The organism is Methanolobus mangrovi, assembly GCF_031312535.1.
Classification (GTDB): Archaea; Halobacteriota; Methanosarcinia; order Methanosarcinales; family Methanosarcinaceae; genus Methanolobus; species Methanolobus mangrovi.
Genome location: NZ_CP133594.1, coordinates 788,614 through 812,820, shown reverse-complemented (window position 1 = coordinate 812,820; position 24,207 = coordinate 788,614). Strand labels below are relative to the sequence as shown.

Here is a 24,207-nt window from a genome sequence, read left to right as displayed (position 1 = left end):
TAAAATTAGCTCAGCTGTTTGAAAATAAGCATCAATAAAAAGGATATGAATTCGTTAAAGAAAAGAACACCGATAATTGTTATCGATGTTCGTGTGGGGGTTTGGGGGTGGTACGAAACTGTAAAACAGTTTACCTTTTGCTATACAATGTACTCGTATATAAGTTAACAGTATCTGATATGTAACTAAGAGGTATAAATTGAGGTGATTATTCTATATTTTTGCCAAGTTAAATCGAATATTAAGGGATAACGCCGCAACCTCATAATCGGCGTTTTGCAGTCGTACCGCCTTTTTTACATTTCAAAATCAGGCATAAAGCCTTATTTCAAGAGGCAGCACAAAAATGTGAGGTTATGAAGGAATCAGGTCGTGACGCCTTGATATCATAATGAGATAATTGAATTTTACTTAGAATACAAAAAGGTTGTTTCTGAGGACTTTTTCCGTGTTCTTTTATTTATCGGTTATTTCACTCTGCATATAGTGTATAAATAACCCTTGATATATAACCAAGGTTTATAACAACTTGCCTAAAAAAAGGATGCACCAGCATTATAACTGGTGCTTTATGATACCAATCCTTTAAATGTACCTTCCACAGTTGTATATGTGGGAATCATTATATTTAAAGAACGTGGTAAATCTGCATATTTTTCAAACACTTTTGCTATGCTAAAAATGGAATATTGGAAAAGGACACGTTTTTGGGCAGAGCCTTAAAGTATGTGCAAAGGTTGCTATTTTTGTTAGTTCCAGTAAACTACTTGAATACAATATAACTTATACTATAATTTATTAATTTAGTAAACAAATTTAAAAAAAGTAGTTATTTATTACACAAATACTCAAATAATTCAACTAGTATTATTTTACAATTCTTCTATCGCAACCTCTATCAGATTGAAATCAAAACATATATTATAAAAATACTATTATTTTAATTAAACTGTTTAATATTATTTTTCAATTTGTTTTTTTATTTTATAAGTAATTATTTTTTTATAAAATTCTCTGAAGTTCCCACCTATTTTTGAAAACTATTGTTCTACAAATTAATACCTTACTTATGAACGTGTATTCAGATATTAATCTTAATTCCGAATAAGTCTTCAAAATCCACATACTTTTTTCTGGCTCTGTAAAGGTATTGGCGAGTATACTTTTCACCGCGTGCTTTTGTATACATGGAATCAATTTCAGCAGGGGTGAAAACAGCCGCAAGCTTCTTTTTGTTGATGCTATCCAGAAATTTTAGATCATTGCAGCTCTTAAGATCAAAGAACTGAGATATCGTTTCCTCACTCTGCCAATTCCAGTCTTTATCGTATATGATGGCATAGATATTGTCGCACGAATTGCATTTTGCAATCACTAGCATTCCATCTTCATATGGATGATAGCTCATACTGAATACATCTGAATTACAATGGCTGCAAACTCCAATAAAATTTATGTCAAGGCTCTGAGGGCATAGGTCAATATCTTCAACCTTCACTACATTATTTTCAACATCGTACCTGATATCCATATAGTCACCAAAAAACTGAGAGATAACGGAATGCTTTAATCATATTTAGTCATTTTACCACATCTCAGTTATTATAATCTTCATACTACAAAAGTTTAGAAACATATATATAGATTAAAGTGCATATAAAAGGTTGTGCTATATATGAGGTGAAATTATGGACTCAATTCGCGCAAAAATAAAACGAAGATTGCAAAAGTTCATTGAACTTGATTGTAATGGGCTCCGCAGTCACATATTATCCCTGTTCTTAAATGCAAAGGAGACAACGGTTGATGAATTGCATACGAATATCGCTCAAAAATATGATATTTCCCGTAGTGCAGTAGCATCAATGGTAGGTTACATCTATTCAAAATTAGGTGTGCTTAGATCTCATAAGGAATCTTATAAGACTCCTATAGTATATTCTTTGAAGGAAGAATATGAGGACCTCATAAGAAATGCATTAGAATCAAAATCATCAGCTTCAAGTTGCTGATATTTGTATTTTCTTAGACCTGAGATCTTAAATGTCTATTGTAAAAAATGCACCACGTACATCTACTACGTTGGTAGTACGTTCGGATTCCAATTCTCGCATAACACATTCCAGGGACCCTTATTATAATTTGATGAGGCGACTTTTCCAGGAAGAGGCAACTGCCATTCGCGGCCAGAAATTTCTCATGATGGTCGAAGATCGCCAAAAAAGTGGAAATCCTATAAAAACCAGTGAATGGGAAGCTCTTCTCGAAGAACTGGATATTGGACGTGCCTCATTCTATGCCATGCGCAACAAACTGCTAGGCGCTGGCCTTATTTCTCACAAAAATCAGGAGTATCGCCTTTCCGGGCAGTTCAGTAAGGATCTGGTAGATATGGCCAGATGGTGGTGGACTGCAGTTCTTAATGAAAATCCGGAAGGTCTGGAGTAATCATCCGACCGATATCTTAATATGCAACCTTTACAATTAAGGGAATGCATTCACCATAGCCCGGTAGTGTAGTGGTCAATCATGCAGGACTCTGGATCCCGCAACCTCGGTTCGAATCCGTGCCGGGCTACCAAAATCTTTTACATATTCCTAGTTTTATAGCACTTTTTTGACAATTATTTAAGTTTTAACTTAAAGCAATTTATTTCTGATGAATGTAGTCTAGTTGTGAGCTTAAGGAAATAGTAAACTTTGGGTTTAAGGACCCGGCAGGTTCGTTCAAAAACATTGCACAGCTCTAGCTTGATTGGTATTTCGCAAGAATTAGCTATATAATTCTCTGTGTTTTCTGTACTTAACCCAATGGTAAATGTGTGATTTCAAACCGGAATTAGTTGAGATTCTAGAAAAAAGGAAGAAGAACAAACACTCACATACAGACCCTGAATGAAAATACGAGCGGCATCATAAAAGATGATATAGATTGCAATCTAATCTGGTAGAAGATAGCATGAACATCTGGAAACAGTACAAGGGTCTGACACTTACTTTAGTTCTATTTCTTACTATCGTTTTTTCATGTGGGTGTATAGCAGGTGATGAGCCTGTTGTTTCAGAAAGTATCAATGTAAACAACAATACCTCAGGTGTTGTTCCGGAAGATTTCAAGGTCATTAATGAGTCAAATGAAGAAAAAATGCTGGAGATTGATTCAACCAGCTATACAACGGCCCTTAAGAAAACAGCGATATTAGAACTTGAAAACGGCTATTCACTTAAAGTTCTGGATGTTGATAAGCAAGAGGAAAGAATTCTGGTTTCCTTAAGGAAAGATGGCAATGAATACGCTACACGCACAATGCTCACTGGGCATACTTATAGTGTGAAGGATACCAAAGACCAGAATGTCATTTATTCTATCCATGTGGATGAAATATTCGATAATAGTTTTGTTGTTGAGCTTACATATACGATAAAACCTGAGATTTTACTGGAAACAGAGGTCTATGAGGGTAAAGTCAGGGAAATTGAGGTTCGTATTAATGAAGACACCATTTCCAGAACCTACAGATGGGAATATGAAAATACGGAATTCACAGTGGAATACGAATACAATATTGAAGCCTATGATACATATTCAGAAAGAAGCCGCTACCGGGATTACACGCATTTTGTAAATGACCCGTATGATGATTTATTGATCTCCCAGATAACAACACAGATGGGAGAGCTTGCAGATGATGCAGGTTACAGCAGAAATGAGATACCTTATATTGCCATGGCTTTTGTACAGTCATTGCCGTATGTTAGTGATAGTGCTTCTTCAGGATATGATGAATATACCAGATTCCCTTTTGAGACATTATATCACGGAGGTGGGGATTGTGAAGATTCATCTATTCTTCTGGCTTCTATTCTTTATGATATGGGCTATGGGGTCGCACTCATAGAACTACCAGGACATATGGCTGTAGGTGTGAAAGGTGATGATAACCTTGAAGGTAGCTATTATGACTATTCAGGTACAAGATACTACTATCTGGAAACCACAAATTCAGGATGGAATGTGGGCGTTATTCCGGATGAATATATCAATGCAGATGCAACAGTATTGCCAATCACTCGGGGATATCCTGAGCTGAGAATCGGATTCAGTGGAACTGCAAAAAGTAATGGATACGTTTCTTATGTGAACCTGGAAATTGAGGTTGAGAATGTAGGTTCCCTGGTTGCTGAGGATCTGGTTATTTATGCAACACTTGAAAGCACCACTGAAGGCATGGTTTGGGATGACCTTCAAACTGATACAGATATGGATCTGAACGTTGATGATACTGTGACATATACTGTATCAAATCTCCACGTTCCAGCCGGTGAAAAATATCGAGTTGGTATATGGGCATGGGATTCTAATGCCAATAGTGAATATGTGTTTAGCGATTGGACTACAGCCTGAAGAGTAATAAGAAAGAAGAATGTTAAGAAAAAAAAGTGTGAAAAGTAGGAAAAGGAATTACTCCATTTCCTGTCCAAAGTCTTTTATCACATATGCCTTCAATGGTGGGAAACCATTAAAAGCCACGGAACTGTAACTTTGCGTGTAAGCCCCTGTAGTGAAAATATATAGTTTATCTCCTTCTTCCAGGGTCTCGGGGAAGAAATATTTATGGTGTTCGTAAAGAATATCCATACTATCACAGGTTGGACCTGCTAATATCGCTTCTTCCTCATAACCCTTTCTTTCTGAGTAAATTGGGTATTTTATACATTCATCCAGGGTTTCAATAAGACCACCAAACTTACCAATGTCAAGGTACACCCACTTATACTGATTGAGCCTTGCTTTCCTGGAGATCATTATTATTTCGGTGACAATTATTCCGGCATCAGCCACAAGTGAGCGACCTGGTTCAATGATTATCTCCGGATGGTCCTCCCCAAAGTCTTCCTGTATGAAACGGAGTATCTCATGAGCATATGTTTCAAGCTCGTTGGCAGGAGACTGGTACTTGGCAGGGAATCCGCCACCAAGGTTGATCATTTTGAGTTTGATGCCCTGAAGGGCTACAGCTTCAAAAAGATACTTGCATTTTGAGATAGCATTGTCCCATTGTCCTATATCACGCTGCTGGGAACCTACATGGAATGAGAGGCCATAAGGTTCCAGACCGAGGTCATGTGCCTGAATTATCAGTTCATAGATTATATCCGGGTGAGAGCCGAATTTTCGGGATAATGGCCAGTCTGCACCGTCACTTTCAGTTAGCAAACGGAAGAATACCCTGGATCCCGGAGCATTTCGTGCAATTTTATGCAGGTCGCTCTCTGAGTCCGTAACAAAAAGACGAACGCCTTTTTCATATGCATAAGCAATATCTTTTTCCTTTTTGATAGTGTTACCATAGCTTATTTTCTCTGGCTGGACTCCAAGTCTTATCAATTGGTCGATTTCATATATTGTGGCAGCATCAAAATTAGATCCTTTATTCTTAAGGGCCGTTATGACCTCATCAAGAGGATTTGCCTTCATTGCGTAATATATCTTCACAAAAGGCATGTTTTTGACAAGCTCATCATACATTCTTTCAACTTTTGCCAGATTCACAACAAGGAATGGTGTTTCTTTACCTTCAGAAAATTCCTTGATCTTATCAAAGTTGTCCTCAGAGATGAAATCACCTAGAGGAAAATCATATTGCTCTTTTCTCATATCTACTCCTTTATATGATTAGACAAGTACCATCAGGAGCTAGTAAGTAAATAAATAAAATAAGACTATACTAGTTTATTCAAATTAATACTTGATATTTTAACGTTAATGTTATTTTAAGTATTTAAAACTGATTCTACCCTGTTGTTGGTGTACAAATTCAAAAATTCACTCTTTTACAACTAGATATTTGTTTATAGGAATTGTAAAGAAGAATACACTTCCTTTTCCAACTTCACTTTTAACCCAGATATTGCCGCCATGCATTTTGACAAATTTCTTGATTATTGCTAAACCTAATCCGGTTCCCCTGTATCTGCGTGTGCTTGAGCCGTCAGCCTGATAGAATGGGTCAAATATTCTTTCTATGCCCTGCATAGAGATTCCAATGCCTGTATCGCCAACAGACATCTGTACATATTCACTGTCCCTTTGCATGGCATTGATCGTTATTGTCCCTCCTTTTGGGGTGAATTTAAGGGCATTATCTATCAGGTTATACAGAATTTCTTTTATCTTTATGTTGTCAGCCACAATTTCTGTTTGTTCCAGGGCAATGTTCATTGTAATTGTAATGTCTTTTTTGTTAGACAATATTGACATCATTAAATAAACATCCTGGATAGCATTAGCCAGATTGAACCGTTGACAGTTCAGTTCCATTTCACCAAATTCGATCTGGGAAATATCAAGTATATTGTTTATCAGGTTGTGAAGTAAGTGACCGTTCTGGTTAATAGTGCCGACGTATTTTCTCTGTTTATCGCTCAGTTCTCCCATATTTCCTTCCAGAAGCAGGTCTGAAAAACCGATAATAGAACTTAAAGGAGTTTTTAGTTCATGGCTTGTATTTGCCAGAAATTCACTCTTACTGCGATTTGCATTATCAGATACCATCTTTGCCTTGAGTATCTCTTCTTCGGCTTGTTTTCTTTCAGTTATATCGCGGAAGAACACAAGAGCTCCCTCAGAACCATCATAAGTGACCGGAACCGCAGATACTTCTGCAAGAAAAGAGCTTCCATCAAGACGAAGACATATTTCCTCTATTGTTGGAACACTCTGTTTCTTATCATTCAGGAGATGGATTCGTTCTTTTACAGAAGTGTGTGAATCAAAATGGAAGTTATCAAGAACAGGCTGCCCTATAAATTGTTCCTGAGAATCTGCACCCAGAAGTTTTAATGCCGCAGGATTGAGGTATGCAAACTTCCAGTCTGTCTGAACAAAGATGGCTTCAGGTGCATTTTCTACAAGAAGGCGGAAACGTGCTTCACTTTCAGCTATTGCATCCTGGGCAGTCCGTTCATCACTCTGGTCACGGAACACAAGCACAACCCCTACTATCCTGCCATTTTTGTCAACAATTGGTGAACCACTATCTGCTATAGGTATTTCCGTACCATCTTTCGAGATCAGCAGTGTGTGATTTGCCAGACCTACTATCTGTCCTTCTCTTAACACTCTGCGAACCGGGATCTCCACTGGCAGCCTTGTATGTTCGTTTATAATATCAAAGACCTCTTCAAGCTGCTTGCCCTTTGCTTCAGCCTCGGTCCATCCTGTCAGTTCCTCAGCGATATGGTTCATTTGCTGCAGGCGTCCGGCTGTATCGGTAGTAATTACCCCGTCACCAATGCTGTATAAAGTGGTCCTGAATAGCTCTTCACTTTTCAGCAAGGCTTCTTCTGCAAGTTTACGTTTTGTAATATCATGAATTATAGAATAAAGCAATGTGCGTCCTTTTCTTGTAATAGGGCCACTGAAAACTTCAACATCTTTTACAGAACCATTAGCCAGAAGATGTCTGAAATGGAAGTAATTACGATGTTCTATCCTTGCAAACCCCATTTCCTCTTCTATCTCAGAAGGAGACATCGTATTAATGTCCATGATACTTTTTAGCTGCAGCTCTTCTCGTGTCCATCCATAATATTTAACTGCTGCCGGATTCGCGTCAATAATGACTCCACTGTCAGGATCGATTATGAGCATGACCGAATGATTGTTTTCAAAGAGGTTGCGGTAGCGTGCTTCGCTTTCCCTGAGCTCTTCTTCTACTATTCTATGTTGGGTTATATCAGTAATGAATCCTTCAAGAGCTATTATATTGTCTTTATCGTCACGGATGCCCTTACCCTGCTCCCATACCCATTTATTTTCACCGGAGGCAGTAGTTATTGTATATTCATCCTGGAATGTCTCATTTCTGGCAAGGGTCCTTTCCCATTTATTCCACAGATGTTCTCTGTATTCCGGCTCTATCAGGTCATTAAAGGAAATAGTTCTATTTCCAAGAAGATCCTCAGGATTATACCCGGTTAATTCGTAGCAGCCCTCTGATACAAACTGCATTGTCCAGTCCCGGTCATAATTACAGCGATATGCCATTCCAGGCAGGTTTGAGAGAATAACTGATTTACTTCGCTCACTTTCCTTAAATGACTGTTCCAGCTCTTTGCGGTCACTTATGTCTCTCAGGAAGCAAAATATTCCGGGAGGAATCATATCGGAGTAAATGGAACTTACTTCAATGTCCAGTATTTTACCATCTTTCCTGCGATGATGGGTTTCAAAAAGGTCTTTGCCGACTTTTTTCGTTCTGTCTATAAGATATATGATCTGCTCAAGGGTCATATAGGCTTCCAGATTGAAAACACTCATACCCAGCAATTCTTCATATGAATAGCCTGACATTTCACAGTACTTGCTATTTACTTCGAGAATCCTGCCTTCCACATCAATGTACCAGAAACCATCAACTGCCATCTCAGTAATTGTTCTGTACCGTTTTGCATATTCAACAGTTACAGGCTCGATATCAGAGTTATTCTTTAAATTATTGTGCACGTGTTTAGAGCAACTCAATTCAATTGAAGCACGTAATTGATCATCGGAGATGGGTTCTATAAGGTAATTAGAAAATGAGAATTCTTCAAGAAGCTGAAGATATGTATCATTCAGTGAAAAAGCAATAAGGATAATAGGAACATTTCGGATTTCGTGGATACTCTTGTAATTCGCAATCTCAGAAGCAGCTTTTGATCCAAAATAAAGTAATATAACATCGATTTTTTCATGTTGGACGAAAGAATCCAGGTTCTCAGTGTTCAATAATCTCTCATAAACAGAATAACCGTTGGATTTTATCCTTTGTAAAATATCTGCATTTTTAGATTTACCCTCAGAAAGCAATAATAGTTTCTTCATCCAATCATCTTTTTCTTATGCACCTGAAATTTTTAGGGGCTGAATTAGTATAAAGTTTCCGCTAAGCTTGCTTTCCTGATGATCGGCATAAAGGAAAAAGAAAGGAGGATGTTCAGGGCATATGTGCCATAATTCATCCTTTTTGGAATTTTAATAATACTTGTTGTTCCTGGCCTTTTTTGAATGTGGCAATGAACATTATTCGATAAGGTATGTCACCTGGACAGACATTGAAACGGTTGATTCACCGGGTTGTATGGGCGTAGAAACTGCGCTTTCCTCCATTGGCAAGGATTCTGCGACCTCATAGTAGAATCTGGACCCACTGCTGTCGCTTACGGATGATGTAAGTACACCTGTTATCTTAACATCCAGACTATTGGCAAGCATATCGGCTTTTGACTTTGCATCTGCCACTGCTTCGTCTATAAGCTCTTCACGGAGTTCTTTTTGCATCTCATCAGATACTGAAAAAGAAATACTTCCAATCTGATTGGCTCCGGCGGCAGTGGACCTGTCAATTATATCACTCAGTTTGTCAAGCATCGTGGTTGTTACCTGCACATTATTAGAAGCAGAGTAACCCTCAATAGTTGCCTTTCCATCATAATTGTAAACGGGATATACAGACACATATGATGTCTGGATGTCTTTGTCTTCCAGACCAAGAGCTTTGAGTTCATCTATAACAGCACTCATCAGGACTGCATTTTCAGAAACTGCTTCCTTTGAGGTAGGAGACTGGACTACAACACCTATGCTCAATGATACTGTATCAGGAACTACTTTATTTTCCGCATATCCGTTCATATAGATGGTCTGTTCAGTATTCTGTTGTGATGTTGCTTGTGAACTGGCATATAGCACTGCTGCCATTATCACCAGAGCTATTGACAGGGCAAAGACAATATAGTATAATTTATTGCTAGAATCTTCTTGTGACAAATTTCACACCCCACTTTTATTAGTAATATAAATATTGTACATTACATGCTTATATGCTTATCCAGAAATGCCCTGCATATAATCTGGGTTTTAAAGAATAGGATAAACTGGTCGCTTCGTTCCACCACATCTATATACTTAAATACACGTTATCGAAATTAAGATCATATCATATATAAATAAAAGAAATAAACAGATCTTTTTCATAGAAATGGTTTTTATGGAAAGTTATATGGCAAATGATCAAAAACAGATTAGCTACTTTAACAGGTTCTTATGAGTAAAAAAGACCAGGTATTAATTCTTGGATGGAGGGAGTGGGTCGCGTTACCTGACCTCGGTTTACATGCCATCAAGGCTAAAGTGGACACAGGTGCAAGAACGTCTGCTCTACATGCTTTTAATATTGACCTTTACGAAGATGATGGTATTGAAATGGTCCGGTTCTTTGTCCATCCAATACAAAAAAACCAAAATTTCCAGGTAGAATGCATTGCGCCTCTAAAAGACCAGCGTCAAGTGACTGATTCTGGCGGTCATAAAGAGCTGCGTTACGTTATCGAAACAGATGTTGTTGTTGCAAACCGTCGCTACCCTATTGAATTAACACTTACAGATCGTGACACCATGCTTTTCAGGATATTACTCGGTCGCAGTGCAATAGATAATTCGATGATGGTTGATCCTGGTGCATCATTTATATGTGGTAAACTTAACACAAACAAAGTATATGATTTGAAATCTGAGGTTGACAAATGAAAATTGCCTTATTGTCACGAAATCCTAAACTATATTCATCTCGTCGCTTAATTGAAGCAGCAGAAGAAAGGGGACACGAAGTTCAAGTGATCGACGTATTGAGAGCTTATATGAACATTACTTCCCATAAACCATCCATTCACTACAAAGGTGAGGAACTTGAGGACTTTGATGTAGTTATTCCTCGTATCGGTGCATCTGTGACATTCTATGGTGCTGCTGTCCTGCGACAATTTGAAATGATGGGAGTTTTTCCCTTAAATGAATCGGTTGCGATCACACGTTCCAGAGACAAACTGCGCTCTTTACAGTTACTATCCCGCGAAGGCATCGGTCTGCCTGTAACAGGCTATGCAAGTAAGCCTGATGATATAAAGGACATGATAAAAATGGTCGGTGGTGCACCTCTTGTTATTAAACTTCTTGAGGGCACACAGGGCATTGGTGTAGTACTTGCAGAAACGCAGAAAGCTGCAGAAAGTGTAATAGAAGGTTTCATGGGTGTGAAAGCCAACATCCTGGTTCAGGAATACATCAGTGAAGCCAATGGAGCGGACATTCGTTGCTTAGTTATTGGTGGTAAAGTTGTTGCAGCCATGAAAAGACAGGCATTAAAAGGTGAATTCCGGTCAAATCTACACAGGGGTGGTTCTGCTGAGGTTATCAAAATAACACCGGAAGAACGCTCAACTGTTGTACGTGCTGCAAAGATCATGGGACTTAACGTGGCAGGTGTTGATATATTACGCTCTAATCACGGTCCACTGGTAATGGAAGTAAACTCCAGCCCGGGTCTGGAGGGTATAGAAGCTGCTACAGGTAAGGATATTGCAGGTATGATCATTGAGTATAGTGAGAAAGCCAGCAAACCCGGTAAAACCGGAACCCGTGGAAAAGGTTGATCCATGCGACCCCCTATTACAATTGCAGGCGTAACTATTCAACCGGGAACGAGGCAATCTATCGAGTTACCCATTCCCAGTTTTTATACCCACACATCAGCATCAATGCCGTTGCATGTTGTACATGGCCGTAAGCCAGGCCCATGCATGCTGATATGTGCTGCAATTCATGGGGATGAGATCAATGGTGTGGAGATCATTCGCCGCATCCTTGCAAATAAAACTGTCAATAACATAAAAGGCACCATCATTGCTATTCCAATTGTAAATGTATTTGGTTTTGTCTCACAATCCCGTTATTTGCCTGACAGGCGCGATCTGAACCGCTCATTTCCGGGTTCAAAGAATGGGTCCATGGCATCTCGTCTGGCCAACATCCTGATGACAGAAATAATAAGCCAGTGCACCCATGTGATCGATCTTCATACTGGGGCTGTTGCCAGGAATAACCTGCCTCAGATTCGTGCTTTTTTGGAAGATGAACCCGAAACAGAAGCTATGGCCCGTGCTTTTGGTGTGCCTGTTATAATCAATTCTGATGTTCGTGATGGTTCATTGCGTGAGGCAGCCCGCAAGCAAAATATACCGGTCATTTTGTATGAAGCAGGCGAAGCACTCCGATTTGACGAAGTTGCTATTCGGGCAGGTGTGAGAGGTATTCTTGAAGTCATGTCTTTTCTGGGTATGAGACAAAAGAGCAGGAAGAAAAAAGAGAATAGCACTCGAATTTCCAGGTCCACTCACTGGGTCAGAGCCCCGGAGAGTGGAATATTGCGTTCTATTATACCTTTAGGTACACTGGTCCAAAAGGATGACATATTAGCCTATATAAGCGATCCATTGGGTGAGATCGAAACCAAAGTATTAAGCTCAACATCTGGTATCATAATTGGGAAAACAAACCTTCCACTTGCACATGAGGGTGAAGGTATATTTCATATCGCTAAGTATTCTGAGGCAGAAGAGGTCTCCAATCACATCGAAATCTATCATGATGAACTGGACCCTTTGACTGATGAAATAAGAAGTGAGGAAATTCCATTGGTGTGATCCTTTGACTTTTAATTTTCCAATTTTAAGCTAGGGAATCCCTCTGGACTTTTCTTCTAGCTCTGTCAATATCCTCTTTTTTTCTGAACCCTCTTATAAACCAGTTTTTCTGCTTCTATTACAAAGAACACAGTACTTGATACAAGTATTATGATCATCCAGTCTAATATTTCCAGGGGAGCCGTACGCAGTACATCATTCATTAAAGGACTGTAGGTAATGGAAAGCTGTAAAAGAAGGACCAGAGCTACGCCACCCAGCATGATCCTATTTGAGAACAGGCGTCCAAGCACATTCTCATAGATGGATTTTGAGTTGAAGAGATAAAATATTTCAAAGAAGACAATGGTATTCAGTACTATGGTCTGTGCCTTTGATATGTTCATACCCCGACTATTTATTTCCAAGAAATAGAGCAGGAAACTTGCTGCTACCATCAGCAAGGCTACAGTAACTATCCTCCGCTTTATAATGGGAAGTAGAAGAGGTTCGTCAGGCGAACGTGGATGCCTTTTCAGAAGATTATCTTCCTTTGGTTCAAATACGATAGGCACACCCAGTCCGATGGCTGTTACGGTATTAATCCACAGTATATGAATTGGAAGAAGCGGAGGATTTGTGATTCCCAGCAATACTGCTGCCAGAATAGCAAGCCCTTCTGCTGCATTGGTGGGTAGTGTCCAGAGAATGACCTTCTGTATCTTATCATAGACATCCCTGCCCTCTTCGATAGCATTCACAATGGATGCGAAATTATCATCTGTAAGCACCATATCAGAGGCTTCCTTGGCAACTTCCGTACCTGACCTGCCCATGGCAATCCCGATATCAGCTCTTTTAAGAGCTGGTGCATCATTAATTCCGTCCCCTGTTACTGCTATTACTTCTCCCCTCTCCTGCAACAGGCGTACAATTCTGGATTTATCCTCAGGAGATGTGCGAGCAAAAACGGATATATATTTTAGATTTTCCAACAGGTGTTCATCTGACATGCTGTCAAGGTCGGATCCTGACAGGGCTCCTTTTGTAGTAATGCCAAGTTGTCCGGCAATACTATTAGCTGTAAGTACATGGTCTCCTGTGATCATTATCACCCTGATACCAGCAGTATTGCACTTCTTTATGGCCTCCTTTACCTCATCCCGGGGAGGGTCCATCATGCCCTGTAACCCGAGGAATGTGAGGTCATTGATATCTTCCACGGACAGTTCTTTTTTGTATTTGTCTACGTGTTTGTATGCCATTGCGATAACACGCAGACCACTTGATGCCATTGCGGAAGCGGCTTCAAGTATTTTTCCTGCTTCAAGTTCGGTGTCTTTCTGTCCGTCATATTGTGAATGGCACATGTTGATTATTTTCTCAGGAGAGCCTTTTACATATACAACATTTGAACCACTTTCGTCCTCATGGAGAGTAGCCATGAATCTTTTTTCAGACTCAAAGGGCAAAGAATCCAGTCTGGGTAGATGGAAACCGGTTACTTTCATCGCTGATACGAGCAAAGCACCTTCGGTGGGGTCGCCGTTTATTCCTCCCTCCTCTTTTATGTAAGCATCATTGCACAGAGCTCCTGCTTTAAGCGTATCAAGCAGGGACTGGTAATCCTGGGCGTTAACACGCATTTTATCCCGGAAGAACTCACCTTCAGTGGAATAACCATCACCTGTGACATCAAACAGGCCTTCCAGGGTGTAGACAGAGGTAACTGTCATCTGGTTCATAGTGAGTGTGCCCGTCTTATCTGAACAGATGACCGTTGCTGAGCCAAGGGTTTCCACAGAAGGCAGGTTCCTTATAATGGCATTCTTTGAGGCCATTGCCTTGACACCTATGGCAAGCGATATGGTGATAAGAGCTGGCAGTCCTTCGGGTATGGCTGCAACGGCCATACTTACAGATGCCAGGAAAATTTCCAGATTATCAAAACCCTGCAATCTGCCCACAATATAAGTGAAGATCGAAACAAAAGTGATTACAATGAATAGCTTTTTTCCAAGGCTATTAACGGTGCGTGTAAGGGGAGTGGAAATAGCCCCGGATTCCCTAATGAGTTCCGATATTTTTCCTATTTCAGTACTTGTACCTGTTGACACAACTATTCCCATGCCAATACCCTGTGTGATGAGTGTGGCAGAAAATGCCATGTTTTTCTGGTCACCAAGAGCTATGTCTTCACCGGGAATTGGAATAGTATTCTTTTCAGCAGCTACAGATTCACCGGTAAGGGCTGATTCATCTATGCGAAGGTTCTTGGTCTGGAACAAACGCAGATCAGCAGGTATTCTGGAACCGGCTTCAAGAAGCACCACATCACCGACAACCAGTTCTCTGCTGGATATTTGTTTTCGCAATCCCTCTCTTAATACAATGGCTTCGGGTTGCATCATCTTCGCTAGTGACTCAAGGGCATGTTCCGCCTTACGTTCCTGTATAAAACCAATGATAGCATTCGCAAAAACAACACCTGTTATTACAGCGGAATCTGCATATTCTTCCAGTATCAGAGTTACAATGGCTGCTGCTATCAGCACATAGATAAGAGGATTAGCAAACTGTTTTAGAAATAGATAGACAGGTCCATGCTTTTTCCTTGTTTCAACTTCATTGTACCCATGTTTTGATAGGCGAAAAGAAGCTTCATCCTTACTGAGTCCTTCTTTACTTGTTTCCAGAAGACTGAAAGTTTCCTCTGCAGTAGCACGATACCAGCTGACATCCCCATCCATAAAATGAAATACTCTTCAATAGGTTAAATTCTTTTGTAAGATGTAAAAAAACACAGAAAATCAGTACATGTTGTTGTACGTTGTTCCTGCTTATCCCTGCCAAAAACTAAAATACATTGCAGACTTTTTTTATTACATGAGTTCAATTCATGATGATCTGATCAAGTCCCTTAACTCCAAACAGGAAGCGTATGTAAACCTGGAGTTACCAGACCCGACAAACGGAGAATATCTCCTTAGTGTATTTCACATGGTGCCCGGAGGTAAGTTCAATGTTTTGCAGGCTGCCGCTGAGGTTGCTGCTGAATCCTCTACAGGTACTAATTTTAAAGTAACCACGGAAACTCCTTTTTCCAGAACAATGAATGCATTGGTCTACCAACTTGACCTGGAAAGAGAACTTATATGGATAGCCTATCCATGGAGACTTTTTGACAGGGGAGGCAATGTCCAGAACATCCTTACATATATTGTAGGAAACATCCTTGGAATGAAGGAAGTGGCAGCATTGAAACTGCTGGATGTCTGGTTCCCGCCATCGATGCTTGAGCAGTATGACGGTCCTAGCTACACTGTTGATGATATGAGGAAATACCTGAATGTGTATGACAGGCCCATCCTTGGAACTATCATAAAGCCTAAGATGGGACTTACTTCAGCAGAATATGCAGAAGTATGTTATGATTTCTGGGCAGGAGGTGGGGATTTTGTCAAGAATGACGAGCCTCAGGCTAACCAGGATTTCTGTCCATATGACAAGATGGTAAAACACGTAAAAGAGGCCATGGATAAGGCGGTCAAAGAAACCGGAGAGAAAAAGGTTCACTCTTTCAATGTTTCAGCTGCTGATTTTGACACCATGATCGAAAGATGTGAAATGATAATCAATGCAGGGTTTGAACCTGGAAGTTATGCATTTCTCATTGACGGAATAACTGCCGGATGGATGGCTGTGCAAACGCTCAGGCGAAGATACCCGGATGTTTTCATTCACTTCCACAGGGCAGCCCATGGAGCTTTTACCAGACCGGAAAACCCACTGGGATTCTCAGTATTGGTTTTATCCAAATTCGCAAGGCTTGCCGGTGCTTCAGGAATCCATACGGGAACTGCCGGTGTCGGTAAGATGAAAGGGACCCCTGAAGAGGATGTTGTTGCTGCACATGGTATCCAGTATCTCAGTTCAAATGGTCATTTCTTCAAGCAAAGCTGGACAAAGATACCGGAAACAGATAAGGATGCAATAGGTCTTGTGAATGAGGATCTGGCACACCATGTTATCCTTGAGGACGACAGCTGGAGGGGTATGAAGAAATGCTGTCCTATAGTTTCAGGAGGACTGAATCCTATAAGATTGAAACCTTTTATTGATGTAATGGAGAATGTGGATTTCATAACAACAATGGGTTCCGGTGTCCACGCTCATCCCGGTGGAACCCGTGCAGGTGCAATGGCTCTGGTACAGGCATGCGATGCTTATCTTAAGAACATTGACATTGCAGAATATGCTAAGGACCATGAAGAACTGGCACAGGCTATCGAGTATTTCACAAAGGCATCAAAAGAGTCAATGTAAGCTATTTTTACAGTAGATTGAAAAAGGAATAGCAGGGATGAAACTCAGGGATATTGTAGATTGGAATGTTTACTGGCTATTGTTCGTGGTAGCTGAGTTCACCCTGTTTTTAGCTCTGCCCTATTCTATTTCGATAGCAGGTGATGCGATATATGATTTTGGTGTTTCATTGCCCATAGTCCTGGCAACCCAGTTTGCCCAGGCTACAATACTTTTTTTAGTATCCATTTTTACAGGATTATACCTTGGTAATAAAGTCGGGCTGGAAGTTCCCATTCTAAAATCTCTGTTAGAAGGCAACGGTCTGCCTGAAAGCTTTGCACCTACTATGAAATTATCCTTGTTACTTGGTGCTCTTTTAGGCACCGTCATCTTTATTCTGGACTGGTTCGTTTTTTCAATGTTCACCGAACCTTTGATAACCCGCTTAATGGCTCCACCTTTATGGGAACGGGTCATGTATTCATTCTATGCAGGTATTGTGGAAGAAATAGTATTGAGATTTTTCCTGATGACACTTCTTGTCTGGATATCATGGAAAATAAAAAAGACGTCAGATAACAGGCCCACAAACGTAGGTGTCTGGTTAGCAATATTTATAGTCAGCCTGATCTATGGTCTTGGGTATCTGGCATCATCCTCATCAATGGATATGGAACGAATGCATATTATGGGTATTATCTTATTGAACGGAATAGCCGGAATCGTATTTGGATGGCTATACTGGAAAAAGGGACTTGAGGCTTCGATCATAGCAAACCTGACAGCAAGTTTAGTACTATTTGTCGTTCTTGGTTCATTCTTCTGAATAAAATTGTGATTATTCTATGATCTCATTCTTGATCGAATTTCCATATTCAGCAAAATAAAAAGAAAAATGCAATAAATCCAGATAAAAGTAAAGGGGAAAATGTAATGACAATAACCCTGTTCCTCAAAGGAACAAATTTCCCCTGTCGCTCATACTCCATCTTATATTTAGATAAGCGTGATGACTAAAGCCTGAACGTAACAAACCTGACGCGTGTGTGTGTGGGAGTAATGTGGGACAGGTTTGTTAGCGTTCGTGTATCTTTATCGTTTTTAGCTTCAGTTATTTTCAATCAAGTCCATATCGTACCACCGAATGGTCGTACAGCCAGCCTGAATCTTCAGCTTGTGTGACTGCAATCCCTAATATATTTTTTAGCTATATAAATATATCTATAGTATATTATATAATGATTATCATAATGATGAGGTGTTGGGACCTAATCTAAAAAGAAGTAGTGGGAACACCAAATCAAGAAAAATAAATACCAATCTAAGCATTTTTGAAATCAGAAAATAAACAGTCATATTTTATTGAGCACATAACTAAAATGATAAATTTATATACATAAATGTTAAAGTTGTTAGCAGTCATTTATATTAATAATGTTATAATAACATGTGCTGATTGATATGGTGTTATGGCCGCTGGAAAAGATGAATGACTCGATTATGAGATTAATTGAGTCCATAAAGTGTAGTGAGAAAAGGATACTGCTTTTTTTCTTAGGTAGTGCAACTGTTCAGGTACTTATTCTTTATTTCCTTGACAAGAAGAGTCTGGTTGATTCACTATATGCCACAGCAGCCACGTTAACTACAGTAGGTTTTGGAGATGTATCCCCAAGTTCACCACTAGCAAGACTTCTGTATATTCCAACCATGGGTATAGGTGTGCTTATGCTTCCTATTGTTGCCGTATCAATATATGAAATGCATCAGAAAAAGGTGAGAGGTTTGAATAATTCAACTCAAAAGGATCATGTTGTCATTCTTGGAAGTTCAAATGAAATCATTACTTCCACAATAATGGAAATAGCTGATTTTCAGGATATTTGCCTTGTATCGGAGATATATGACTTGAATCCATTTCAAGGTAAAGTCCATTTTATCAAGGGAAGTCCAATTGAAAAGGTCTATCTCATGAAAGCAAACATAGCTGAAGCAAAACATGTGATAGTTGAAACCGGAAACGATAGCACTAATATACTCGCCACGGCCCTTGCAAGGGAACTTAATCCATCAGCTGAGATCATTGCGACCATCACATCAGAAGAGAGATACGGAACCCTGAAATCACTTGGTGCTAACCATGTTATCAATACCGACACTTTTACAGGACGTTTACTTGCATCGGCAGTTTTCGAGCCATCTGTTGTTGATCTGATATCAGATGTCACAACATCTCTTGTAGGTCACGATCTCGTAGAAATGGATGTTCCGGAAAAGTATAGGGGAAAAGCAGTTGGCGAAATAATGTTTGACCTGAAGGCGCAGGATAAGATGACTCTGCTTGCAATCTACAGGAACAGGGAGAATGTAGTTAATCCAGCTATGGATATGATACTTGAGGAAAACGATAAGCTTGTAGTGCTGGTATGAAGATGTGATGTCACGTCAACATTAGCACTCACAATAGGTTTCTTTAGAAATTGACAAAATTGAATCCACGTATCTGTTCAGGTAATCATGGAGTTCATCTATCTCACTATTTTGTGGCAAAGTAGCTACCAGTTTTTTGATGTAGTCCCTTTTCCTGACAAGGATGACAGTTTCCACGAAATTGAGATCAAATAACCATGCAAGACGTGTGAGATTCATATCATTACATGTTGCGACTTTATTGACGCTTGCGACCCTGTTATTGAAGATATCTTCCAGCAGGTCCCGGTTATATTCGAAAGTATCAGGCAATCCATGATAAAGTGCAGGATTTGGAGACATTTCCCTTATGGCATAGTGGTCTGTAAGGACTTTATAGATATCCAGCTTATCTGCATCCCTGATGATCTTAGAATGGAATAAAGTTCGCTGATCAAGCTCTTCAGGTAAAATATGTACATTATGATTTTTGATAGCTGTAAAGATTATTTCCTGTTCTTCATGAGGCAGGCCTGAAAGAACTCCTTCTGCCTTTAGAATCTTCACTCCCAGAAGAGCATGGTTCTCTGATTCGGAATCGTTGAAAGTCCTGTATTTACGGATCTGCTCAAAACGACCTATATCATGAAGAAGACCAATAGTTTTTGCAAGATAATGGTCCCTTTCATCCAGATCTTCAGATATTGCTATCAGGGAAGAATTAACACATACCCTCAGGCTATGTTCTTCCTTGAGCTTTATGTTCTTTCGAATAAAGCGATCATCTGTATGGAATGAACCTACATAGTGGAAAAACCATTCGTTGAAAACGAGAAAATCTTCTTCTTTCATTTAATGGGCCATTCTAAATTTATGCTTCTACAACTTTTATCCTGAAAGTCAGTGCTTTACCTGCAAGTGGATGGTTCAGGTCAAATGTAACCTCATCATCTGTCAGGTCTATAATCTTTGCAGGCATCTGCTGTCCATGCGGGGTTTGCACGAGAAAGATCTTACCGATCTCCATTTCCATAGTTGTCTGGACAAGGTCACGGGATACGGTATCAACCAGAGAATCCTTATATTCACCATATGCTTCTGCCGGTTCAAGTCTGAACTCTTTCTCCTCACTCACTTCCATATCTCTTACAGCATCATCAAAGCCTTTTATGACCTGGCCTGAACCTACTGTGAATTCCAGTGGCTGTCCACGATTCTCTGAGGTATCAAAAACAGAACCGTCATCAAGTGTACCTGTATAATCTATTTTAATTGTATCTCCATCTTTTATTGCCAATTTATCAACTCAGTTTTGTGGTAAAATGAAATATAATGAGTTTAGCTCATTTTATGCATTCGAGGTAGCCTACTTTATATAGGTATTTTGGTAATAGACTTACAGGTTCAATCCAGTTTTTTCCTATTAAAATGAAAGATAAAAGAGGTCTTTTGCCTCTTTCTATCTATATTCAGTCATGCCAGCACACATTCATTTTCAACAAATACATAGTAACCTTCATACATGTTCATGCTGAAGACATCTGTACCTACCTGATTTCCTCCAATGATACCTTCTTTATTGTTGTAGCCAACATATGCATAGTCTTCTTCTGCCGGTATCCACGGACCTCTTACCTCGGTGTAGAAGTCATCTATGGTAATGAGGGCATACTCAGCAGGGAGTTGAATTTTTACCGTGTGACCAATTGCGTTCCAGCCAGGATATAATCTTAGGGAGGGGGGTCCTGATGGTATCTTCGGATTAAGATAGTTCTCGTCTATAATAACAGATCCAGACATTTTATTATGTACCCAGTACCCTTTAAGCGGTTCAAATTCAGAAGGTACTGTCATCATACCAGAATTTGCATTGTCATAGAACACAATGTCTATCTCATCGTCGCTGAAAGCCCTTAGCACATCGTCAATAGATGGTTCATCCATATACTCCGGGAATGATATGAGATTCCATCCGGGTTGCAGAATGATACCGGTAATGCCTTCTTCTTCATCAGGAATCTCATCTCCAGGTTTCTCATCTACTGGATCTGTGTTCGAGACATTTGCTATCAGAATTACAGTATTGAAAACTACAGTATCAGGTATTACAGTATCATTCTCATCTCTGAACACGACATTCTCCAGATTCAGACTGTATGTTCCCTCAGTTGCATTCTCATTTACTTCAAAATCAATTGTAAAAAGATTGCCTGATATGGATTCATTGATGGCTTCTGTTACATTGACTCCATAGACCACCGAAGCTATTACATTGTTACCACCAATTCCGGTTCCTACCGTTGTATTATTACCGAGCAGGCCTTCATCTGTGATACCTTTAAAATTGATGGCTGAAGGGTCATAGTTCAACTGAAGGCCGATACTTTTCAGTGGATAACCATTTGAGATCACTTTGATAGTAGCCTGGAAATTTTGTCCTGGCACAAAAGGACCTGTTTTCGAAATAACTTTTGCCATGCTAAATGGGCTATCAGCATTATAGATCTCTATTGATCTGTATGCATAACTTACGCCGCTACCATCTGTCATGACCACACGAAGCACATACTTGCCATCAGGGAGTTCATTGGAAAGAAATGCAATATTCCATCCATTACTTCCGTTGTTGTCAATTCCAAGGCTTAACCATTCGTTTCCATCATTAACCTGACCATCTCCATTTGTGTCGGCATAAATTCTGAAAGCTGTTGAAACTACATCTTCATCTCCTGACAGGTCCACAGCTTCAATGTTCTGTAGGCCTGAAATGATATCACTGTCATTTGGCAATATTATGTCAACTATTGGCATCACGTTCGACACATTCGAGACTCTGAAAGTTGTACTGCTAACCAGCACATCCGGTATGGCAGTATTATTCTCATCTTTGAGCAGAACATTTTCCAGTTCAAGGTCGTATACACCATCAGTTGCATTCTCCTTTACCATAAAGTCAATAGTAAGAATATCACCGGATATTGGTAGAAGGTTAAGCTCGGTAGCACTGATATCATACGTTAATAGGCCTGTACCGTTATCCCCGCTTCCAGGTTCAACCATTGTATTTGAACCAAAAAGACCTTCGTCTGTAATGCCGGTGACGATGATAGCCGAAGGGTCATAATTTAGCTGAAGACCGACATCATTCAGTGAGTATCCATTTGAATTTACTTCGATGGTGGCCTGGAACTCATTACCAGGTGCAAAAGGACCCATATCTGCAACTACCCTTACGGTGGGTTCTGTGAGTGTGCTACTATTTGTAACTGAAACCTGACCATCATTGACCATTGTCGGTATGGTGGCAACATTCACATCCTTAAGGATTACATCATTCAGGTCAAGATCGTATATGCCATTTGAAGCTTCGGCTTTCACCTGGAAGTTCAGCGTGAGTAATGTACCTTGTTTCGGACTAGCTGTCTCTATAGGGGCTGCTAGATCAAATGAGTAGGTTCCTTCTGAGGAACGTGACAATATCAAAGGGTCTGATCCAAGCAGTCCTTCATAGTTTGCACTGTTGAATTGAAGTGACTTGCTGTCATAATCAACGTCTAATCTGATAGCTCTCAAATTATCCTCTTCACAGTCTACTTCCACCGACACCTGAAAAATATCTCCCGGTTCAAGATTACCTGATATAGGTATTGAAGACGGTTCGATTGAAACATTCGCTCTTGGAACAACAATACTAATGTAATCATTCACAGTCTTTGTATCACTACCATTCATGTTGCCTGCAGTGAGTGTGACATTGTAAGAGCCGATTGATGTGTATGTATGTACCGGGTCTTTGATGATATAATCTACAATGCTATCACCATCTACATCCCATTCCCAGGAATCAGCATTTGTAGAAAGGTCGGTAAACTGAACTGTTAATGGGGAGATTGCGAATGTTGTATTTGCAGTGAAATCAGCTATTGGATATATTGGGTCTGCATCTTTTGAAAGATAAAATGTGAGATTGAGGTTATCATCCAGTACCTTGAACTTCAGTCCTTCCGCTATTTCCTGTACTGAATCAGGTAGTAAATTAATTGGTTCGTAATTCACTATCAAGAGTGAATCACTAATACTGTCTACTTCCATTACACCAAACTCATCCGCAACATTGATCTCATTGACATTCTGGAAATCAATTAACCAGAGACCTTCCACGACTACAAGACTGTCAACTTGAGATATCTCAGTAATAAGTGCCCTGAAGACAATTACATCATCCTGGTCTCCGACATTTGTATCGTAGTCCCAGGTTGCATCTCCTGCTGTTATATCGATAACTTCATCTTCTACGAATACTCCATCTTTGGATAATTCCATCCATACCTTGTTACCATCAACATCGATCTGCTTTACAGTGAGTTCGTATCCTTCTCCAAGTTCTAATGCAGAATCCGCACCGAGTGTGTACCTGTCATCTGAGTCGATAAGGAGCTTTACAAGCTCGCCTGCATCATCGTCAGAAAGTGAAACGTATTCTTCTGTAAAGAGTCCAATAAGCGGGAAAGTACCTTTGTTTATGTCTGAATTCTCATCAGCAAACTCTCCCGCGTATGCTGTCTGGACAATGTTTGTGGTATAGACCAGCCCCTCTTCTTCTATTGTTCTTCCCGATACAAAATCTCCCCCGTATATCCGTAGCTTTTCATCAAGAATAAATTCTGCAAAATTACCAGCATTCATTTCAAGAAAGTCTGAATTTTCAGAACCTACAATCGTATCAAGATCTGGACCAGCATATATTGGTCCAGTTGAAGATGCAGATGCAGTTATACAGGACATTGCTATTATTAAAATAAAAGATAAAACGACCCTGATTAAGAAATTCTTTATAGTAATCATCTATGTACCCCACCCATAACACTTTACATCACCCAATAAGAAAACAATAAAGTAGTTGAATATTTTTTGCAACAGAAGTATTATTTCTAAATGTATCTATTCGGGTACTTTAAAATATCACTTTTGAAACAATGTTCCTAA

17 protein-coding genes and 1 tRNA gene are annotated in these 24,207 nt (G+C 39.7%); 10 read left to right on the top strand and 8 right to left on the bottom strand.

Annotated features, from left to right (window positions below):
• Window positions 1-1,081: 1,081 nt before the first annotated feature.
• A complete protein-coding gene (locus tag RE476_RS03985) occupies window positions 1,082-1,531 on the bottom strand; it encodes a hypothetical protein (protein ID WP_309309111.1) in 450 nt (149 codons plus the stop codon).
• 157 nt (window positions 1,532-1,688) lie between these two features.
• Here RE476_RS03985 and RE476_RS03980 point away from each other — a divergent pair, with 157 nt between their 5' ends.
• The 4 genes from RE476_RS03980 (at window position 1,689) to RE476_RS03965 (ending at window position 4,405) form a co-directional block, all read left to right on the top strand.
• Window positions 1,689-2,012, top strand: a complete 324-nt coding sequence (locus RE476_RS03980) for a DUF2551 domain-containing protein (RefSeq protein ID WP_309309110.1) — start codon at window positions 1,689-1,691, stop codon at window positions 2,010-2,012.
• 31 nt (window positions 2,013-2,043) lie between these two features.
• Window positions 2,044-2,448 carry a hypothetical protein gene (locus RE476_RS03975; RefSeq protein WP_309309109.1) on the top strand — a complete coding sequence of 135 codons (405 nt, stop codon included), beginning with the start codon at window positions 2,044-2,046 and terminating at the stop codon, window positions 2,446-2,448.
• A gap of 57 nt (window positions 2,449-2,505) precedes the next feature.
• A tRNA-Gln gene (locus RE476_RS03970) sits at window positions 2,506-2,581 on the top strand.
• Between the two features lie 378 nt (window positions 2,582-2,959).
• Entirely contained in the window at window positions 2,960-4,405 is a 1,446-nt protein-coding gene (locus tag RE476_RS03965; protein ID WP_309309108.1) for an S-layer protein domain-containing protein, read from the top strand.
• Between the two features lie 57 nt (window positions 4,406-4,462).
• Here the strand turns inward: RE476_RS03965 and RE476_RS03960 are convergent, their stop codons facing one another.
• From RE476_RS03960 to RE476_RS03950, 3 genes are all read right to left on the bottom strand, one after another.
• Window positions 4,463-5,659: a type III PLP-dependent enzyme gene (locus RE476_RS03960; RefSeq protein ID WP_309309107.1), complete on the bottom strand. Its 1,197-nt coding sequence runs from the start codon at window positions 5,657-5,659 to the stop codon at window positions 4,463-4,465.
• Window positions 5,660-5,827: 168 nt separating this feature from the next.
• Entirely contained in the window at window positions 5,828-8,869 is a 3,042-nt protein-coding gene (locus tag RE476_RS03955) for a PAS domain S-box protein (protein WP_309309106.1), read from the bottom strand.
• A gap of 198 nt (window positions 8,870-9,067) precedes the next feature.
• Complete coding sequence (locus RE476_RS03950; RefSeq protein ID WP_309309105.1) at window positions 9,068-9,814, bottom strand: SIMPL domain-containing protein; 747 nt, start codon at window positions 9,812-9,814, stop codon at window positions 9,068-9,070.
• 276 nt (window positions 9,815-10,090) lie between these two features.
• Between RE476_RS03950 and RE476_RS03945 the strand changes: the two genes are divergently transcribed.
• The 3 genes from RE476_RS03945 to RE476_RS03935 are packed head-to-tail and all read left to right on the top strand — an operon-like array spanning window position 10,091 to window position 12,525.
• Window positions 10,091-10,573 carry an ATP-dependent zinc protease family protein gene (locus RE476_RS03945; protein WP_309309104.1) on the top strand — a complete coding sequence of 161 codons (483 nt, stop codon included), beginning with the start codon at window positions 10,091-10,093 and terminating at the stop codon, window positions 10,571-10,573.
• Entirely contained in the window at window positions 10,570-11,475 is a 906-nt protein-coding gene (rimK, locus tag RE476_RS03940; protein ID WP_309309103.1) for a 30S ribosomal protein S6--L-glutamate ligase, read from the top strand. The genes RE476_RS03945 and rimK overlap by 4 nt, the downstream gene beginning before the upstream one ends.
• Before the next feature lie 3 nt (window positions 11,476-11,478).
• Window positions 11,479-12,525, top strand: coding sequence for a succinylglutamate desuccinylase/aspartoacylase family protein (locus RE476_RS03935; RefSeq protein ID WP_309309102.1), 1,047 nt, complete (start codon window positions 11,479-11,481; stop codon window positions 12,523-12,525).
• Between the two features lie 65 nt (window positions 12,526-12,590).
• On the opposite strand, the gene RE476_RS03930 is transcribed toward RE476_RS03935, so the two are convergent.
• Window positions 12,591-15,254: a cation-translocating P-type ATPase gene (locus tag RE476_RS03930; protein WP_309309101.1), complete on the bottom strand. Its 2,664-nt coding sequence runs from the start codon at window positions 15,252-15,254 to the stop codon at window positions 12,591-12,593.
• Between the two features lie 136 nt (window positions 15,255-15,390).
• Between RE476_RS03930 and RE476_RS03925 the strand changes: the two genes are divergently transcribed.
• From RE476_RS03925 to RE476_RS03915, 3 genes are all read left to right on the top strand, one after another.
• Window positions 15,391-16,830: a ribulose-bisphosphate carboxylase gene (locus RE476_RS03925; protein WP_309309100.1), complete on the top strand. Its 1,440-nt coding sequence runs from the start codon at window positions 15,391-15,393 to the stop codon at window positions 16,828-16,830.
• Between the two features lie 37 nt (window positions 16,831-16,867).
• Window positions 16,868-17,638, top strand: a complete 771-nt coding sequence (locus RE476_RS03920; RefSeq protein ID WP_309309099.1) for a CPBP family intramembrane glutamic endopeptidase — start codon at window positions 16,868-16,870, stop codon at window positions 17,636-17,638.
• 659 nt (window positions 17,639-18,297) lie between these two features.
• The gene (locus tag RE476_RS03915) at window positions 18,298-19,242 is read left to right on the top strand and encodes a potassium channel family protein (protein ID WP_309309098.1); all 945 of its coding nucleotides are present in this window, start codon (window positions 18,298-18,300) and stop codon (window positions 19,240-19,242) included.
• A gap of 21 nt (window positions 19,243-19,263) precedes the next feature.
• Here the strand turns inward: RE476_RS03915 and RE476_RS03910 are convergent, their stop codons facing one another.
• The 3 genes from RE476_RS03910 to RE476_RS03900 form a co-directional block, all read right to left on the bottom strand.
• Window positions 19,264-20,073, bottom strand: a complete 810-nt coding sequence (locus tag RE476_RS03910; protein WP_309309097.1) for an HD domain-containing protein — start codon at window positions 20,071-20,073, stop codon at window positions 19,264-19,266.
• A 19-nt stretch (window positions 20,074-20,092) separates the two neighbouring features.
• Entirely contained in the window at window positions 20,093-20,518 is a 426-nt protein-coding gene (locus RE476_RS03905; protein ID WP_309309096.1) for an FKBP-type peptidyl-prolyl cis-trans isomerase, read from the bottom strand.
• A 176-nt stretch (window positions 20,519-20,694) separates the two neighbouring features.
• Window positions 20,695-24,006 carry an S-layer protein domain-containing protein gene (locus RE476_RS03900; protein WP_309309095.1) on the bottom strand — a complete coding sequence of 1,104 codons (3,312 nt, stop codon included), beginning with the start codon at window positions 24,004-24,006 and terminating at the stop codon, window positions 20,695-20,697.
• Window positions 24,007-24,207 lie beyond the last annotated feature (201 nt).

Excerpts from the sequence above, each read along its gene's own strand:
- RE476_RS03985 (WP_309309111.1), bottom strand. The coding sequence starts at position 1,531 with ATGGATATCAGGTACGATGTTGAAAATAATGTAGTGAAGGTTGAAGAT.
- RE476_RS03980 (WP_309309110.1), top strand. The coding sequence starts at position 1,689 with ATGGACTCAATTCGCGCAAAAATAAAACGAAGATTGCAAAAGTTCATT.
- RE476_RS03975 (WP_309309109.1), top strand. The coding sequence starts at position 2,044 with ATGTCTATTGTAAAAAATGCACCACGTACATCTACTACGTTGGTAGTA.
- RE476_RS03965 (WP_309309108.1), top strand. The coding sequence starts at position 2,960 with ATGAACATCTGGAAACAGTACAAGGGTCTGACACTTACTTTAGTTCTA.
- RE476_RS03960 (WP_309309107.1), bottom strand. The coding sequence starts at position 5,659 with ATGAGAAAAGAGCAATATGATTTTCCTCTAGGTGATTTCATCTCTGAG.
- RE476_RS03955 (WP_309309106.1), bottom strand. The coding sequence starts at position 8,869 with ATGAAGAAACTATTATTGCTTTCTGAGGGTAAATCTAAAAATGCAGAT.
- RE476_RS03945 (WP_309309104.1), top strand. The coding sequence starts at position 10,091 with ATGAGTAAAAAAGACCAGGTATTAATTCTTGGATGGAGGGAGTGGGTC.
- rimK (WP_309309103.1), top strand. The coding sequence starts at position 10,570 with ATGAAAATTGCCTTATTGTCACGAAATCCTAAACTATATTCATCTCGT.
- RE476_RS03935 (WP_309309102.1), top strand. The coding sequence starts at position 11,479 with ATGCGACCCCCTATTACAATTGCAGGCGTAACTATTCAACCGGGAACG.
- RE476_RS03930 (WP_309309101.1), bottom strand. The coding sequence starts at position 15,254 with ATGGATGGGGATGTCAGCTGGTATCGTGCTACTGCAGAGGAAACTTTC.
- RE476_RS03925 (WP_309309100.1), top strand. The coding sequence starts at position 15,391 with ATGAGTTCAATTCATGATGATCTGATCAAGTCCCTTAACTCCAAACAG.
- RE476_RS03920 (WP_309309099.1), top strand. The coding sequence starts at position 16,868 with ATGAAACTCAGGGATATTGTAGATTGGAATGTTTACTGGCTATTGTTC.
- RE476_RS03915 (WP_309309098.1), top strand. The coding sequence starts at position 18,298 with ATGAATGACTCGATTATGAGATTAATTGAGTCCATAAAGTGTAGTGAG.
- RE476_RS03910 (WP_309309097.1), bottom strand. The coding sequence starts at position 20,073 with ATGAAAGAAGAAGATTTTCTCGTTTTCAACGAATGGTTTTTCCACTAT.
- RE476_RS03900 (WP_309309095.1), bottom strand. The coding sequence starts at position 24,006 with ATGTCCTGTATAACTGCATCTGCATCTTCAACTGGACCAATATATGCT.